This window comes from Dongia sp. (assembly GCF_041905885.1).
Taxonomy (GTDB): Bacteria; Pseudomonadota; Alphaproteobacteria; order Dongiales; family Dongiaceae; genus Dongia.
In genome coordinates this window covers 165,703-181,874 of the sequence record NZ_JAYRKD010000008.1, presented here as the reverse complement: position 1 = coordinate 181,874, position 16,172 = coordinate 165,703, and the positions used below count along the sequence as shown (strand labels likewise).

Below are 16,172 nucleotides of genomic sequence, written 5' to 3'. Positions count from 1 at the left end.
GGTTCAATCCCTGGATCAGCGCCAATCAAGCCCGGGCGGTCTCCTGCCACTTCCCATTGTCGCCCTGCTGGAAATAGACGACCGCATGGCCGGCTTCCTTGCAGGCCTTCCACTGGGTCCGGGCGTCGGCGACCGCGGTTTCGTCATGCCCGTCGAACAGCGCGCAGACCAGCTTGAACTCCCCGACCCGGGGATGCCGGGCGCCGTCCGAGAGAATCAGCACCTGCGCGGCGTTGGGGTTGTCGGACGGGTCCTCGGCGGTGGCCAGGTAGATCGGCTGGCGGGCCGCCTCGCCGTCCCGGGCGGTGCCGTGGGGCAGGAAGCTGTCGGGCCGGTAGGTCCAGAGCAGGGCGGCCAGCGCCTCCACCCGCTCGGTCGAGCCGGCCAGCACCAGGACGCGCTCGGCCCGCTGCTGGCAGCGCTCGAGGATGACCGGCAGGACCTCCTCGAGCCGCGCCCGCTGCAGATGATAGAACCGGACCTCGGTCATTTGTCCTCATAGTGGTCGGCGACCAGCCGGTCGAGCAGCCGCACGCCGTAAGCGGTGGCACCCTTCGGCACGGTCGGCGTGTCCTTGTCCGACCAGGCCATGCCGGCGATGTCGAGATGCGCCCAGGGCGTGCCCTTCTGGATGAAGCGCTGGATGAACTGCGCCGCGGTGATGCTGCCGCCGAAGCGCCCGCCGATGTTCTTCATGTCGGCGGCGGGGCTGTCGATCAGCTTGTCGTAGGCGGCACCCAGCGGCATGCGCCACAGCAGCTCGCCGGTATCCTTGCCGGCCTGGGTCAGGCGATCGCTCAGCGTGTCGTCGTTGCAGAACAGGCCGGCATGCACCTGGCCCAGCGCCACCATGATGGCGCCGGTCAGGGTCGCGAGATCGACGATCGCCACCGGCTTGAAGTTCTCCTGGGTGTACCAGAGCGCGTCGGCCAGCACGAGCCGGCCCTCCGCGTCGGTGTTCAGGACCTCGATGGTCTGGCCGGACATCGAGGTGACGATGTCGCCCGGCCGCTGCGCGTTGCTGCCCGGCATGTTCTCGACCAGGCCGACCACGCCGACCGCGTTGACCTTGGCCTTGCGGGCGGCGAGTGCGCGCATCAGCCCGATCACGGTGCCGGATCCCGCCATGTCCCACTTCATCTCTTCCATGCCGGCGGCCGGCTTGATCGAGATGCCGCCGGTGTCGAAGGTGACGCCCTTGCCGACGAAGGCGATCGGCTTGGCCTTCGAATCGTCGGCGCCGTTCCAGCGCATCACGACCAGCTTCGACTCCCGCTCGCTGCCCTGTCCGACACCGAGCAGCGCGCCCATGCCGAGCTTCTTCATCTCGGGCTCGCCCAGCACCTTCACCTCGACGCCGACCTCGGAGAGGGTCTTCGCCTCGGCGGCGAGCGTTTCCGGGTAGATGATGTTGGCCGGCTCGGAGACCAGGTCGCGGGTCAGGAAGATGCCTTCGCCGATCTTCTCCAGCGGGTCATAGGCCTTCTTCGCCGCGTGCGCTTCGGCGGTGCCGATGGTGAGTTTCTTGAGACTCGGCTTGTGCTCCGGCTTCTCCTTGGTCTTGTACTTGTCGAACCGATAGGAGCGGAGCTGCGCGCCATAGGCGATGTTGGCGGCGAGCTCGGCCTCGGCGAGCGGCGCGCCGGGGATCGCTTCGATCAGCACCGTCGCTTCCTTCTCGCCGGCGGCGTTGAAGGCGGCGACCAGCCGGCCGCCGATCGCCTGCGCGCTCAGGGCATCCAGCTTCTGCGCCGTGCCGAGGCCGATCAGCAGCACGCGGTTGACCGTGATGCCGGCCGGCGCCAGCAAGGTCAGGTGATCCTCGGTGCCACCCTTGAACCGGCTGGCGCCGATCGCGCGGTTGACCGCGCCCTTTGTCAGCTTCTCGACTTGCGCGGCATGGGATCCCAGCTTGCGGCCGTCCATGACGCCAACGGCCAAACTGCCGGTCTCCGGCAGTTCCGGCTTCGCGAATGCGATTTTCATGCTTTCCTCGGCGATTGCGACCGGCGATCTCCGGCCATTTCTTCTGAAAGTCCGTCGATTTGAAATCGGCTCAAGAGTTAGCATGGCGAGGCCGCGTCGCCAACGGCCCCGGCGACGACTCGCAAGTCCATGAAATCAGTGGACGAATGGGCTTAACGTGCTAGTTTACCGGCCAATGAGCGCGGCCGGATTCCGGCCCTTCAAGGCCGCCGGCGAAACGGGGGAAAGCCCGGGGCGAGTCCAAGGGCTGTCGGCCGCCTGAATAAGTCCATGAGGGGATCTTCGGGGTGGCGGCGTGAGGCGGCTCGAGCCTTCCAGCGGGTTTGCAGCGAGTGAGCAACCGACGGCGAGACCGGCGGCCAACCGGCGCGCGCGCCGGCTGCGCCGTTTCCTGCTCGGCGCCACCGCTTTGCTCTGCCTCTGGCGCCTCGATCTCGCTGCGGCGCAGGCCAGCGACAGCCCCGTCAACCTGATCGCCGACGAGGCCGGCTACGACCAGGAGCTCGGCGTCTATGTCGCGCGCGGGCATGTCGAGATGGCGCAGGACGACCGCGTCGTCATGGCCGACACCATCACCTACAACGAGCGCTCGAAGACGATCAGCGCCTCGGGCAACGTCACCTTGCTGATGCCGAGCGGCGACACCGTATTCGCCAACTACGTCGATCTCTCCGACGATTTCCAGAACGGCGTCATCAAGAGCTTCCGCGCGCTCTTGAAGGACAAGTCGCGCCTGGCCGCTTATTCCGCGCACCGCGTCAACGGCACCAAGCAGATCCTGAACAAGGCGGTTTACACGCCTTGCCTACCTTGCAAGACCGATCCCACCCGCCAGCCGGTCTGGCAGATCAAGGCCGACCAGGTGGTGCGCGACGAAGAGGCGCAGACCATCACCTATCACGGCGCCTGGATGGAGATGTGGGGCGTGCCGGTCTTCTACACCCCGTTCTTCCAGCATCCGGACGTGGACGTGAAGCGGCAGAGCGGCCTCTTGAATCCGACCTTCTCGGTCTCGTCCGGCCGTTCCGGCGTCCAGCTGCGCCAGCCCTATTTCGTCACCATGGGCGACGACAAGGACGTGACCATCACGCCGATCGCCCGCGTCATGGGCGAGCCGGATCCGGCGGGCGGCGTGCTGATGGGCGAGTACCGGCAACGGGTGCCGAACGGCGTCTTCACCTTGGCGGCATCCGGCACCTACGAGGCCGAGCCGGAGGATGACGACGAGGACAACCGCAAGCTCCGCGGCCATGTCGCCGGCCAGGGCCTGTTCGACTTGAGTCGGGACTGGCGCTGGGGCTTCAACTTCAAGAACACCACCGACCGCGACTACCTGCGGCAATACCATCTCGGCTCGCGCCGCTGGCTCGAGGACACGCTGTGGAGCGAGGGCTTCTTCGGCCGCAGCTATTTCGAGGCTCGCGGCTACGGCTGGCAGACCACCGACGACGACTTGCGCGACGACACCGCGCCGATCATCGCGCCGCTCCTGAACTACAACTTCACCAGCGAGCCGGGCGCGGGCGGCGGCTACTGGGGCCTCGATGTCGGCATGATGAACCTGGTGCGCCGCGAGGGCCGCGACGCCTTCCGCGTCTCGATGCACCCCAGCTGGAACCTGCCCTATACCAGCTCCTGGGGCGACGTCTGGGAGCTCAACCTCTCGGTCGCGGCGGATCTCTACGCGACCAACCGCACCGATCCCGAGAGCGACAACTTCGACGCCTCGGAGGACACGCCCACCTTCGACGGCGTCACCGGCCGCGTCTTCCCGCAGGGCAGCCTGAAATGGCGCTATCCCTTCGTGAAGCCGGGCGAGACCTTCACCCAGGTCTTGCAGCCGATCGTGCAGCTGGTGATGTCGCCCGATTGCTGCAACACCGGCAAGATCCCGAACGAGGACAGCCGCGCCTTCGAATGGGACGACACCAAGGTGTTCGCGCCCGACCGCTTCACCGGCCTCGACCGCGTCGATGCCGGGTCGCGCGTCAACTACGGCTTCGACTGGAGCGCCTACAACAACAGCGGCGGCCGCGCCGAGGTCTTCCTCGGCCAGAGCTACCAGTTCATCCGCAGCCGCGACGAGCCGGAGAACAGCGGCATCCGCAGCGACCTCACCGACCTGGTCGGCCGGGTCGCACTGCAGCCGAACGAGCTCCTGAACGCCACTTATCGCTTCCGCTTCAACGTCGAGGACGCGAAGATGAAGCGCCAGGAGGTCAGCCTCACCGCCGGCCCGCAGGAATTCTACGGCTCGGTCAACTACATCCACCTCTCCGACAACGACGACTTCGGCAGCCGCGAGCAGATCTATGGTTCGCTGAACACGAAATTCCTCGACTATTGGTCGGCCTCGGCCGGCGCCAGCTACGACCTGGTCGAGAACGAGGTGAACGGCCTTTATGGCGGCTTCGGCTATAATGACGAATGCTTCGGCTTCAACATCAACGCCCAGTACAGCCCGGACGGCGATACCGACATCTCATCGGGCAAGTTCGCCGCTTTCGTGACCTTCACCTTCAAGAATCTCGGCGACATCGGGGCTTCTTTCTGACGATGCCGGCGGATCTTGCGAGTTGGGCGGAATGTCGCGGGCCGCGGTGCCGGATTCGGTCGGGTTCGGCCGGCGGATTGCGTTATCGTGACGGACTTGGTTGACTGCGCCAGCAGGATGGGCCGCAACGACCGGCCGGACGGAGTGGGAGAACGGATTGTTCGCTAGCTTGCAATCGCGAAACGGATCGCGGGGCGCCGCCTGGACGGCGTCGCTGCGGCTCCTTGCCGTCCTCTGCCTGCTGGTCGCGGCCGTGGCCGGCGGCCGGCCCGCCCTGGCCCAGGACGAGCTGAAGATCGCCGCCGTGGTCAACGACGACGTGATCACCCAGCTCGACGTGGTCGCGCGGCTGCGCGCCGCGATGCTCTCGGCCCGGCTGCAGGATACGCCGGAGAGCCGGCAGCAGTTGCTGCCGAGCATTATGCGCCAGCTGATCGACGATCACCTGAAGACCCAGGAGGCGCGGTTCCAGGGCGTCACCGTGGGCGACGGCGAGATCAACAGCCGCATCGCCGGCCTGGCCGCCCGCAACAACATGTCGCGCGACGAGTTCGAAAGCTACCTCAGCAGCAACGGCATCCTGGTCTCGGCGCTGGCCGACCAGATGCGCGCCGACATCGGCTGGAGCCGTCTGGTGCAGCGCAAGCTGAGACCGACCATCCGCGTCAGCGATGCGGAGATCGACGAGGCGCTGGCGCGGGCCAAGGCCGGGCAGGGCAAGCCGGAATACCGCATCTCGCAGATCTTCCAGGCGGTCGACTCGCCCAAGGATGCGCCCGGCGTCCAGCAATCGGTGCAGCGACTGGTGGACCAGCTCAGCGCCGGCGCCGACTTCGCCTCCCTGGCGCAGGAATTCTCGCAGGACACCAGCGCCGCCAACGGCGGTGACATTGGCTGGCGCCGTCCCGATCAGGTCGACCCGGCGATCGCCGCCCAGCTTGCCCCGCTCGGCAGCGGCGACGAGGTGCGCGGCAAGGTGCTTGGCCCGCTCCAAGGGACCGGCGGCTACTACCTGATCCGGATCGAGGACGTGCGCACCGGCAGCGACGCCGCGGTGGCGCCGGGTTCCGTCCACATGGTGCGCCTGCTCTGGCCGCTGACGCCGAACGCCTCGGCGCGTGAGGCGGAAGCGGCGCAGGAGCAGGCCGACGCCTTCTCCCAGAAGGAGGCGCATAGCTGCGAGGAGTTTGAGCGGCTGTCGCAGGACGCGAACCCCGCGCGGTTCCAGGACATGGGGCGGCCGAAGGTCGATGACATGCCGCCGGAGATCCGCGACATGGTGATCAACCAGCCGGTCGGCGAGCCGACCAGCGCCATCAAGGGCGACGGCGGCGTGGCGATCTTCGTGGTCTGCGACCGCGGCGATAGCAACGAGATCTCGCGGGTCGCGCTCGCCGACCGGCTCGCCGCCGAGCGGCTCGAGACGCTGGCGCGCGGCTATCTCAGCGACCTGCGTCGCGCGGCCTATATCGACATCCGGCTATGAGCGGCGAGAACGCTGAGCTGCTGGCCAAGGATGGCCTGCCGCCGCTGCGCGAGGTCCTGCGCCGCCACGGGATCGAGGCCAGGCGCCAGCTCGGCCAGAACTTCCTGTTCGATCTCAATCTGACCCAGAAGATCGCCCGCGCCGCCGGCAAGATCGATGAAGGTACGGTGATCGAGGTCGGCCCCGGGCCCGGCGGGCTGACCCGCGCGCTGATGATGGAAGGCGCGCGCAAGGTGATCGCGATCGAGCGCGACGCCCGCGCGCTGCCGGCTCTGGCGGAGGTCGCCGCGCGCTACCCGGGCCGGCTCGAGGTGGTCGAAGGCGATGCGCTGAAGGTCGACGCCGCCAAGCTCGGCGAGACCCCGCGCCGCATCGTCGCCAACCTGCCCTACAATGTCGCGACACCCTTGCTGCTGAACTGGCTGGAGCAGGCCGAGCAATTCGCCTCGCTGACTCTCATGTTCCAGAAGGAGGTCGCCGACCGCCTGACCGCGCAGCCCCGCAGCAAGGATTACGGCCGGCTCTCGATCGTGACGCAGTGGCGCTGCACCGCCAAGCAGCTGTTCGACATCCCGCCGCGCGCCTTCATCCCGCCGCCGAAGGTGACCTCGACGGTGGTGCAGTTGATTCCGCACCCGCAGCCGCTCTACCCCGCCGACCCCCGCGACCTCGAAGCCGTCGCCGAAGCCGGCTTCGGCCAGCGGAGGAAGATGCTGCGCCAGTCGCTGAAGACGCTCCCGGTCGAAGCGAATGCCTTGCTCGACCGCGCCAACATCCGCGACACCGCCCGTGCCGAAGAGCTCGACATCGAAGAATTCTGCCAGCTCGCCCGCGCCTTCGGCGAGATGCGCAGACGCGGCCGAAGCGGCTAAACCTCTTCTCCTTCCCCTCGGCGTCCGCCGAAGCCTTGGCGAAGGCGGATCAGGGGTAAGGTCGCCTTTCTTCTCCTTCCCCCTTCAGGGAGAAGGTCGGGATGGGGGCACGTGCCGCCGCGATGTCGTAAGCGTTGCGCCCCGGAAGATCCAGCCCTCCGGATTCCTGCTGCATACTCCAGAATTCACCCAATGCAGCGAAGACGCGCGGCGCCGATTGTGGTATGCTTGCCGTGCTGTTTGACATTGTGAATGTAGCATCGGAAGACACGTCCGAAGCGACGTCCCGTGATTGCTGCTCCGCAACCCCCACCCAGCCCCCACCAACAAAACGGCGTGCAAATTCAGCATGACGCGACGCATTCATCATCGGCGCCTGCATGGCTCTTCAGGCTCGGCGTAAACTGTCGCTCCGGCGCCGACGCAGACCGGACGCAGACGGAATCAGCAAGTGAGGCCGGCTGCTGCGTCGGCAACCCGGACCGGACCCGGACAGAATTGAAAGATGCCCGCCGTTTGCGCCGCAACGCAGACCGGACGCAGACAGAATAAGGAATTTGGCGCCTGCGCCGATGGCGAAGCGTGTTCCGGCTCAAGGGGTTGAGCGGATCTTCTGGATTGAAGCTGTCTGTGTGCCGGTGCAGCGGCGGTGGCGCCGCAGCACCACCGCCCCGTCCGTTACTGCCGGACCAGTGGCTTGTACTTGATCCGGTGCGGCTGGTCCGCGTCCGAGCCCAGGCGCTTGTGCCGATCGACCTCATAGTCCTGGTAGTTGCCTTCGAACCATTCCACATGGCTGTCGCCTTCGAAGGCCAGCATGTGGGTGGCGATGCGGTCGAGGAACCAGCGGTCGTGGCTGATCACCACGACGCAGCCGGCGAACTCGGTCAGCGCTTCTTCCAGCGCGCGCAGGGTATCGACGTCGAGATCGTTGGTCGGCTCGTCGAGCAGCAGCACGTTGGCGCCGGACTTCAGCATCTTGGCGAGATGCACGCGGTTGCGCTCGCCGCCGGAGAGCTGGCCGACCTTCTTCTGCTGGTCGGTGCCCTTGAAGTTGAAGCCGGCGACATAGGCCCGGCTCGGCATCTTGCGCTTGCCGAGCTCGATCTCCTCATGGCCGTCGGAGATCTCCTCCCAGACGGTCTTGTCGTCCCGCAGGCTATCGCGCGACTGGTCGATATAGCCGAGCTTCACCGTATCGCCGACCTTGAACGTGCCCTGGTCCGGCGTCTCGCCGCCGGTGATCATGCGGAAGAGCGTGGTCTTGCCGGCGCCGTTCGGGCCGATCACGCCGACGATGCCGCCCGGCGGCAGCTTGAAGGAGAGGTCTTCGATCAGGAGCTTGTCGCCGAAGCCCTTGGTGAGATGCTGCGCCTCGATCACCAGATCGCCGAGACGCGGGCCGGCCGGAATGTAGATCTGCGCCTGCTCGACGCCCTTCTCGTTCTGCTGGGCGAGCAAGGCTTCGTAGGCGTTGATACGCGCCTTGGACTTCGCCTGCCGCGCCTTGGCGCCCTGGCGGATCCATTCCAGCTCGCGGCTGAGGGTACGCTGGCGCGAGCTCTCGCTCTTCTCTTCGATCTCCTCGCGCTTGGCCTTCTGCTCCAGCCAGCCGGAGTAGTTGCCTTCATAGGGAATGCCGCGGCCGCGGTCCAATTCCAGGATCCAGCCCGCGGCATTGTCCAGGAAGTAGCGGTCGTGGGTCACCGCGACCACGGTGCCGGTGTATTCCTGCAGGAACTGCTCCAGCCAGGCGACCGATTCCGCGTCCAGGTGGTTGGTCGGCTCGTCCAGCAGCAGCATGTCGGGATGGGAGAGCAGCAGCCGGCAGAGCGCCACGCGGCGCCGCTCGCCGCCGGAGAGCTTGGTGACATCGGCATCGCCCGGTGGGCAGCGCAGCGCGTCCATCGCGATCTCGACCTTGCGGGTCACGTCCCAGGCATCGGCTGCGTCGATCTTCTCCTGGAGCTCGGCCTGGCGCGCGAGCAGAGTGTCGAAATCCGCGTCCTCCTCGCCCATGGCGTTCGAGACCTCCTCGAACTCCTTCAGGAGCGCCGCGGTCTCGCCGACGCCTTCCATCACGTTGCCGAGCACGTCCTTCTCGGGATCGAGATGCGGCTCCTGCGCGAGATAGCCGACCGAGACGCCCTCGGCCGCCCAGGCCTCGCCGTTGAAGTCCTTCTCGATGCCGGCCATGATCTTGAGCAAGGTCGATTTGCCGGATCCATTGTGACCGAGCACGCCGATCTTTGCGCCGGGCAGGAAGGAGAGCCAGATGTCCTCCAGGACCTTCTTACCGCCGGGATAGGTCTTGCCCAGACCCTTCATGACATAGATGTACTGATAGGCGGCCATTCCGCGCGCTCCGTGATGCAAATTCCAGGATTTGCGCGGTCTTTTAGACCATCGGGCGGGAAAGCAAAAGGGCCCGGCGCGGGCTGCGGCTTCAGGCCAGTTTTTCCAGGAAATCCGCGGCGGTCTCCAGCACCGTGCCGGTGCGCTCGCGATAGGGCGCATGGCCGCAGCCGGCGAGCTCCAGCCGCCGGGTCGCCGGCACGACCCGCGCGATCCGGTCGAGCTGCCCGAGGCTGAAATAGGGATCGTCCTTGCCCTGGATCAACAAGGTCGGCGCGCTCACCCGCGGCAGCAGGTCCTCGATGCTCCAGTCGGCGAAAGCCGGATCGAGCCAGGTCTCGGCCCAGTGGGCGAAGACCCGGTCGGGATCGCGGTGATGCCGCGCGAGCTTGGCCCGGAGTTCGCCACGCGCATAGGCGTCGCGCGCCGCGACAATCGCCGCCGTCGTCTGCGGCTCGACCGTCACATGCGGCGCCTCGAGGATCAGGCTGGCGACGCGGGCTGGCGCGATCGCCGCCGCGATCAGCGCGATGGCGGCGCCGTCACTGTGCCCATAAAGATGCGCCCGCTCTAAGCCTAGGGCGTCCAGCAGCCGCGGGAGGCGCGCCGCTTCTCGATGCAGATAATCGGGGCCGGGCGGCGCGGGCAGGGGATCCGATAGCCCGAAGCCCTGCCGCGACCAGGCGATGACCGGACGTCCGGTCCGCGCCGCGAGCCGGTCCGGATAGTCGCGCCAGGTGGTGGCCGCACCCAGGGCTTCGTGCAGCAGCAGGATCGGCGTCCCGTTGCCGGGCCACCGATGGAGATCCAGATTGATGGAGTCGACTTGAACGCTTTCGCTCATCGCCCCAAGACGTGCCGCAGCACGCCCGGGCTGGCAAGTCCCGGGTCAGATTCGGGCGTTGCTGCCCAGCGCGCGCGCCACGTCCTTGGCCACCGGCCCGACCTTGCGCACCGCGGCCTTCACTTCCCAATGGGTCACGCCGAGCTTGGCCGACCAGTCTTTGAGCGCGTATTCCTCGTTGACGTCGATGCGATCGGCGCCGCTCTTCTCCCAGCTGCGCTGAATGGTCCCGGCAGTCGCGTTTTCTTCCGCCATCGTGCTCAACTCCTCAACTTGCCCCCCATTAAGTGCGGTCGGCTGGAAATGTTCCCGCAACCGCGAGACGGGAAAACCCGCTTGGAGCCAGGGGTATTTGGCGGGCGGCCAAGAAAAGCCCCCGTCCACGCGGGACGGGGGCTCGAGAAACGCCTCGGCTGGCCGAGGAACCGAGGGGACTGGGCCCCCGGTCGGCCAGGCGCCTACCAGACGTCGATCTTGTGGTCCTTGGTCTCGTGGATGAAGATGAAGCCGATCACGGCGGTCATCGCGGCGACCACGATCGGGTACCAGAGGCCGTAGTAGATATCGCCGCTGGCCGCCACCATGGCGAAGCTGACCGTCGGCAGAAAGCCGCCGAACCAGCCGTTGCCGATGTGATAGGGCAGCGACATCGAGGTGTAGCGGATCCGGGTCGGGAACAGCTCCACCAGCATCGCGGCGATCGGTCCGTAGACCATGGTCACCAGGATGACCAGCAGCACCAGGATCAGCAGCACCATGGGCTTGTTCATCTGCGCGGGATCCGCCTTGGGCGGATATCCCGCCGCGGTGACCGCGTCGGTCATCGCCTTGGTGAAGGCCTCGGTCTGCGCCTTCATGTCGTCGGGCGACAGGCCGTGGCCCTCGAAGCCGGGGATCACGGTATCGCCGATCTTGACCGTCGCGACAGTTCCGGCCGGCGCGGCCTCGTTCTCGTAGTTCACCGCGGCTTTCGCCAGGAAGCTCTTGGCGATGTCGCAGGAGGTCAAGAATTTCGCCGTGCCCACCGGGTTGAACTGGAACGAGCAGCGGTCCGGATCCGCCACCACGGTCACCGGTGCCGAGGCCTGTGCGGCATAGAGCGCCGGGTTGGCATAGTAGGCCAAGCCCTTGAACAGCGGGAAGTAAGCGAAGACCGCGATCGCGCAACCGGCCAGGATGATCCGCTTGCGGCCGATCTTGTCGGAGAGCGCGCCGAACACGATGAAGAACGGCGTGCCGATCAGCAGCGATCCGGCGATCAGCAGGTTCGCCGTCGTCGCATCGACCTTGAGCGTTTGGGTCAGGAAGAACAGCGCGTAGAACTGTCCGGTGTACCAGACCACCGCCTGTCCGGCGGTCAAGCCGAGCAACGCCAGGATCACGATCTTCAGGTTCGGCCAGCGCAGGAAGGACTCGGTCAGCGGCGCCTTGGAGCCTTTGCCCTCTTCCTTCATCCGCTTGTAGACCGGGCTCTCGTTCAGCTTCAGCCGGATCCAGACCGAGATGCCCAGCAGCAGGATCGAGATCAGGAACGGAATGCGCCAGCCCCAGTCGCCGAAGGCTTCCTCGCCCATGCTCAAGCGGCAGGCCAGGATCACCAGCAGCGACAGGAACAGGCCGAGCGTCGCCGTAGTCTGGATCCAGCTCGTCATCAGGCCGCGCTTGCCGGCCGGCGCGTGCTCGGCGACATAAGTCGCCGCACCGCCGTACTCGCCGCCGAGCGCCAGGCCCTGCAGCAGGCGAAGCGCGATCAGGATCACCGGCGCCGCGATGCCGATCGAGGCATAGCTCGGCAGCAGGCCGACCACGAAGGTCGAGAGGCCCATGATGGTGATGGTGATGAGGAAGGTGTATTTGCGACCGACCAGGTCGCCGACCCGGCCGAACACCAGCGCGCCGAACGGCCGGACCGCGAAGCCCGCGGCGAAGGCCATCAGCGCGAAGATGAAGCCCGCGGTCGGGTTCACGCCGGAGAAGAACTGCTTGCTGATGATCGCCGCCAGCGATCCATAGAGGTAGAAGTCATACCATTCGAACACGGTGCCGAGCGACGACGCGAAGACGACGGTCTTCATCTCGCCTTTCTCGCTGCTTGCACCGGCGGAACTGGCGTAAGCGGTCATAGCCTGATCTCCCCAAAGATGTTTCATCCCACCGGCGTCCCTGGTTCTTCTTTCGGCGCGCGCAAAGGCGCATTCCGAGGCCGGACGCCAGGTTTTTTGATAGTCCGCGCCCCCGCAAATGGAACCCTAGACATTGGTCGTAGCCTTGCGCCGCCCGATGGACAGGCTCTTAAGCCTATGCATTAATTGGCGGAAATGGCCCTCAGCCACGTCATACTCGCGCTCTCGCTGGTCTATCTCGGCCTGCTGTTCGCGGTCGCGCATTTCGGCGAGCGCCATGCCCTGCGCTGGTCGCGGGGGAGACTCGGGCCGATCATCTATTCGCTGTCGCTGGCGATCTATTGCACCTCCTGGACGTTCTACGGATCGGTCGGCCGCGCGGTCACCAGCGGCTACGACTTCGCCCTCATCTATGTCGGTCCCGCGGTGGTGATGATCGCGGCGCTGCCGCTGATGCGGCGCATCGTGGCCGTCGCCAAGCGCCAGAACGTGACCTCGATCGCCGACTTCCTCGGCGCCCGCTATGGCCGCAGCCGCGGCGTCGCGGTGCTCGCCACCCTGATCGCCGTCATGGGCGCGATGCCCTATCTGGCGCTGCAGCTCCAGGCGGTCTCCTTCAGCTTCGCGGCGCTCTCCGGCAATGCGGATGGGACGGGCCCAATCGGTGCCGGCACGCCGGTCTGGCTCGACACCGCCTTCATCGTCGCGCTGATGATGGCCGCCTTCACCATTCTCTTCGGCGTGCGCCACGTGCAGGCCAGCGAGCAGCACCGCGGCATGATGCTGGCGATCGGCTTTGAATCCCTGATCAAGCTGTTCGCCTTCCTCGCCGCCGGCATCTACATCGTCTGGCATATGTTCGACGGGCCCGCGGACCTGGTAGCGCAGTCGCAGGCGATTTCCGGCGCGGGAAAGCTCGCGACCTCCGGCTTCAACGCCAACTGGCTGGCGATCACCTTGCTCTCCGGCTTCGCCTTCCTCTGCCTCGACCGCCAGTTCCACGCCGCGGTGGTCGAGCACGATCATCCGGCCAGCCTCTCGACCGCGCGCTGGCTGTTCCCGCTCTACCTGCTGCTGATCAACGCCTTCGTGGTGCCGATCGCCATGGCCGGGCAGGTGCTGTTCGGCGCCAGCGGCATCCCCGACACCTATGTCCTCTCCCTGCCCTTGAGCGACGGCGCCAACTGGCTCGCCACCTTCGTCTTCATCGGCGGCCTCTCGGCGGCGACCAGCATGGTCGCGGTCGCCTGCATGGCCCTGAGCGGCATGGTCGGCAACGAGCTGGTGATGCCCTTCCTGCTGCGCGGCCGGCACCAGGATGCCGATCTCGGCCGCCTCGCCTTGCTGGTCCGCCGCATCGCCGTGGTGGTGATCCTGCTGGCCGCCTATGCCTTCTACAAGACCATCGCCGGCCTGCTGCCGCTCGCCACCATAGGCCTGGTCTCCTTCTGCGCCGTCGCCAATCTCGCCCCGGCCTTGATCCTCGGCCTCTATTGGCGCGGCACGCATCGGCATGGCGTGATCCTCGGCCTGTTCGGCGGATTCGTGGTCTGGCTCTGGGCGATCCTCTGGCCGACCATGCAGCCCGGAGAGGCCGCGCCACTGCCGCCCTGGGGCGTACTGGCTTGGTTCGACCCGATGCCGCGCGGCTTCGTGCTGAGCCTCATCGTCAACATGGCGCTCCTGGTCCTGGGCTCGCTGCTGGCGCGCCAGACCGCGCGCGACAAGCAGCAGGCCGCTGCCTTCATCGACGAGGCGACGCCGAAGACGCGCGCTCAACCCACCGCGCCCAAGGACGAGTTGCATCAGCTGCGTGAATTGGCCGCGCGCTTCATCGGGCTCGAGCGGGCGGAGGAAGCCTTCCACGGCTTGAACCTCTCCGGCGCCGCCGCGGCCGAGTTCACCGAGCGCCTGCTCTCCGGCACCATCGGCGCGGCTTCGGCGCGGGTCGTCGTCACCATGTCGCGGCGCAAAGGCGCCTGGCTCCCCGGCTGGCTGCCGGGCTCCGTGCGCGAGATGCTGAACGAGGCGACGGCGGCGATCCGCTACAACGCCGACGTGCTGCGGAAGACTCTCGACCATATGGGCCTCGGCATCGCGGTCTTCGACCCGACCGGCAAGCTCGAGGTCTGGAACGAGCGCTTCGCGGTGCTGACCGGATTGGATCGCGCGACCCTCGCCGCCGGCATCGATGTCGCGACTCTCTCTCGGGCGGCACCCGCGCTCGCCGCCTTGGCGCCACCGGAGCCGAAGCCGGTCAGCGAGATCCGCCTGGCCAGCGGCGCCGTCACCGAGCTCCGCGTCGATCCCCTGTCCGGCGGCGGCATCGTCGTCACCGCCAACGACGTGACCGAGCGCGTGCGCACCGCGGAAGCCCTGCGCGACAGCGAACGGCGGATCCGCATCGTCACCGACAACGTGCCGGTGCTGATCGCCTATGTCGATCGCGACCAGCGCTATCGCTTCACCAACAGGCCCTATCAGGCGGCCTTGCGTCTCCGCCCGCACGAGGCGGAAGGCCAGCGCGTCGCCGACGTGCTGGGGCCGATCCGCTACGGCCGGCTGAAGCCGCATATCGACCAGGTGCTGAACGGCCGGCCGCAGAATTTCGAGATCGACTTCCCGACCAATGACGCGAAGATCGAGGTGGCGCAGGGCAGCTACATCCCGCATTTCGACGACCGCGGCCAGGTCGTCGGCTTCTTCCTGCTCTATGTCGACACCACTGAGCGGCGGCGTGCCGAGACGGTGCTCAGGACCTTGAACGAATCGCTGGAGAAGCGGGTGGTGGAGCGCACCGCCGAGCTCGAGACCGCCCGCGAGCGCGCCGAGGATGCGAATATCGGCAAGACCCGCTTCATCGCCGCCGCCAGCCACGACCTGTTGCAGCCGCTGCATGCGGTGCGGCTGTTCGTGGCCGCCTTGTCCGAGCGCTATCGCGACGAGGAATTGGTGCGCAAGGTCGATCTGGGTCTGGGCGCGGTCGAGGCTTTGCTCGACGCCTTGCTCGACATCGCCAAGCTCGACGCCGGTGCGATCAAGCCGGAGAAGCGGCCGGTGCCGATCGGCCCGCTGCTGCAATCGCTGACCGAGGCCTTCGCCCCGGTGGCGAAACGCAACGGCATCGAGCTCCGGCTGGTCGGCAGCGCCGCCTGGGTCGATACCGACGTGGCGCTGCTCCGCCGCGTGCTGCAGAACTATCTCTCCAACGCGATCCGCTATGGCCGCAGCGGGGGCCCGCGCCCGCGCGTATTGCTCGGTTGCCGGCGCCGCGGCGGTTCGCTGCTGATCGAGGTCTGCGACAACGGCCCCGGCATTCCCGAAGCGCAGCAGGCCACCATCTTTCAGGAGTTCACGCGCCTGCGCCCGACCGATGACGCAGGCGAGCGCGGGCTGGGGCTGGGCCTGGCGATCGCCGACCGCATCGCCCGCATGCTCGGCCACGACCAGCATCTGCGCTCGGCCGCGGGGCAGGGCGCGGCCTTCGGGATCGAGGTGCCGCTGGCCCTGTCCGAGACCCGCGCCCGCCTCGCGGCACCCACGGAAGAGACGCGCGCCGACGCGCTCACCCGCGCGCCTTTCGTCGCCTGCATCGACGACCACGCCCAGGTGCTCGAGGCCATGACGGCCTTGCTGGAGAGCTGGGGTTGCACCACGGCGTCGGCGCATGACGCCGACCAGCTCCTGCAGAAGATCACCGGCGGGGAGCGCCCCGACCTGCTGCTGATCGATCTCCACCTCGGCGACGACCGCCCGGACGGCATCCAGGAACTGACCAAGCTCCGCACCGCCTGGGGCCCCGGCGTACCGGTCGCCCTGATCACCGCCGACCGCGACCCCTCGGTCGCCGCACGGGCGCGCGCGCTGGGCCTGGATGTGCTGCTGAAACCGGTGAAGCCCGCCAAGCTCCGCGCGCTGCTGGCGCACCTCAACGTGAAGTCTGTGGCGTAAC

General features: G+C 67.2%; 10 protein-coding genes. 4 read left to right on the top strand and 6 right to left on the bottom strand.

From position 1 onward, the window contains the following. Window positions 1-25: 25 nt before the first annotated feature. A complete protein-coding gene (locus ACH2CY_RS10970) occupies window positions 26-490 on the bottom strand; it encodes a DNA polymerase III subunit chi (protein ID WP_395018942.1) in 465 nt (154 codons plus the stop codon). Further along, window positions 487-1,986: a leucyl aminopeptidase gene (locus ACH2CY_RS10965; RefSeq protein ID WP_395018940.1), complete on the bottom strand. Its 1,500-nt coding sequence runs from the start codon at window positions 1,984-1,986 to the stop codon at window positions 487-489. Before ACH2CY_RS10965 ends, ACH2CY_RS10970 begins: the two co-directional genes overlap by 4 nt. Before the next feature lie 295 nt (window positions 1,987-2,281). Between ACH2CY_RS10965 and ACH2CY_RS10960 the strand changes: the two genes are divergently transcribed. The 3 genes from ACH2CY_RS10960 (at window position 2,282) to rsmA (ending at window position 6,898) form a co-directional block, all read left to right on the top strand. After that, window positions 2,282-4,540: an LPS-assembly protein LptD gene (locus tag ACH2CY_RS10960; protein ID WP_395018938.1), complete on the top strand. Its 2,259-nt coding sequence runs from the start codon at window positions 2,282-2,284 to the stop codon at window positions 4,538-4,540. A gap of 169 nt (window positions 4,541-4,709) precedes the next feature. Continuing rightward, window positions 4,710-6,026 (top strand): peptidylprolyl isomerase, encoded by a 1,317-nt coding sequence (locus tag ACH2CY_RS10955; RefSeq protein ID WP_395018936.1) that lies wholly within the window; start codon window positions 4,710-4,712, stop codon window positions 6,024-6,026. Then, window positions 6,023-6,898 carry a 16S rRNA (adenine(1518)-N(6)/adenine(1519)-N(6))-dimethyltransferase RsmA gene (rsmA, locus tag ACH2CY_RS10950; RefSeq protein ID WP_395018935.1) on the top strand — a complete coding sequence of 292 codons (876 nt, stop codon included), beginning with the start codon at window positions 6,023-6,025 and terminating at the stop codon, window positions 6,896-6,898. The genes ACH2CY_RS10955 and rsmA overlap by 4 nt, the downstream gene beginning before the upstream one ends. A 678-nt stretch (window positions 6,899-7,576) precedes the next feature. On the opposite strand, the gene ettA is transcribed toward rsmA, so the two are convergent. The 4 genes from ettA to ACH2CY_RS10930 all read right to left on the bottom strand — a co-directional run bounded on the left by ettA (window position 7,577) and on the right by ACH2CY_RS10930 (window position 12,220). Then, window positions 7,577-9,253 (bottom strand): energy-dependent translational throttle protein EttA, encoded by a 1,677-nt coding sequence (gene ettA, locus ACH2CY_RS10945; RefSeq protein WP_395018933.1) that lies wholly within the window; start codon window positions 9,251-9,253, stop codon window positions 7,577-7,579. 91 nt (window positions 9,254-9,344) lie between these two features. After that, on the bottom strand, window positions 9,345-10,097 hold the full coding sequence (locus ACH2CY_RS10940) for an alpha/beta fold hydrolase (protein ID WP_395018932.1): 753 nt from the start codon (window positions 10,095-10,097) through the stop codon (window positions 9,345-9,347). 45 nt (window positions 10,098-10,142) lie between these two features. Then, window positions 10,143-10,352: a DUF3606 domain-containing protein gene (locus ACH2CY_RS10935; RefSeq protein WP_395018930.1), complete on the bottom strand. Its 210-nt coding sequence runs from the start codon at window positions 10,350-10,352 to the stop codon at window positions 10,143-10,145. Between the two features lie 203 nt (window positions 10,353-10,555). Next, entirely contained in the window at window positions 10,556-12,220 is a 1,665-nt protein-coding gene (locus tag ACH2CY_RS10930) for an MFS transporter (protein ID WP_395018928.1), read from the bottom strand. Between the two features lie 195 nt (window positions 12,221-12,415). On the opposite strand from ACH2CY_RS10930, the gene ACH2CY_RS10925 reads away from it, so the two are divergent. After that, a complete protein-coding gene (locus tag ACH2CY_RS10925; protein WP_395018927.1) occupies window positions 12,416-16,171 on the top strand; it encodes a PAS domain-containing protein in 3,756 nt (1,251 codons plus the stop codon). Window position 16,172: the final 1 nt, after the last annotated feature.

What these genes read in the sequence shown, in the direction of transcription:
- ACH2CY_RS10970 (WP_395018942.1), bottom strand. Translation starts at nt 490, where the DNA reads ATGACCGAGGTCCGGTTCTATCATCTGCAGCGGGCGCGGCTCGAGGAG.
- ACH2CY_RS10965 (WP_395018940.1), bottom strand. Translation starts at nt 1,986, where the DNA reads ATGAAAATCGCATTCGCGAAGCCGGAACTGCCGGAGACCGGCAGTTTG.
- rsmA (WP_395018935.1), top strand. Translation starts at nt 6,023, where the DNA reads ATGAGCGGCGAGAACGCTGAGCTGCTGGCCAAGGATGGCCTGCCGCCG.
- ettA (WP_395018933.1), bottom strand. Translation starts at nt 9,253, where the DNA reads ATGGCCGCCTATCAGTACATCTATGTCATGAAGGGTCTGGGCAAGACC.
- ACH2CY_RS10940 (WP_395018932.1), bottom strand. Translation starts at nt 10,097, where the DNA reads ATGAGCGAAAGCGTTCAAGTCGACTCCATCAATCTGGATCTCCATCGG.
- ACH2CY_RS10935 (WP_395018930.1), bottom strand. Translation starts at nt 10,352, where the DNA reads ATGGCGGAAGAAAACGCGACTGCCGGGACCATTCAGCGCAGCTGGGAG.
- ACH2CY_RS10930 (WP_395018928.1), bottom strand. Translation starts at nt 12,220, where the DNA reads ATGACCGCTTACGCCAGTTCCGCCGGTGCAAGCAGCGAGAAAGGCGAG.
- ACH2CY_RS10925 (WP_395018927.1), top strand. Translation starts at nt 12,416, where the DNA reads ATGGCCCTCAGCCACGTCATACTCGCGCTCTCGCTGGTCTATCTCGGC.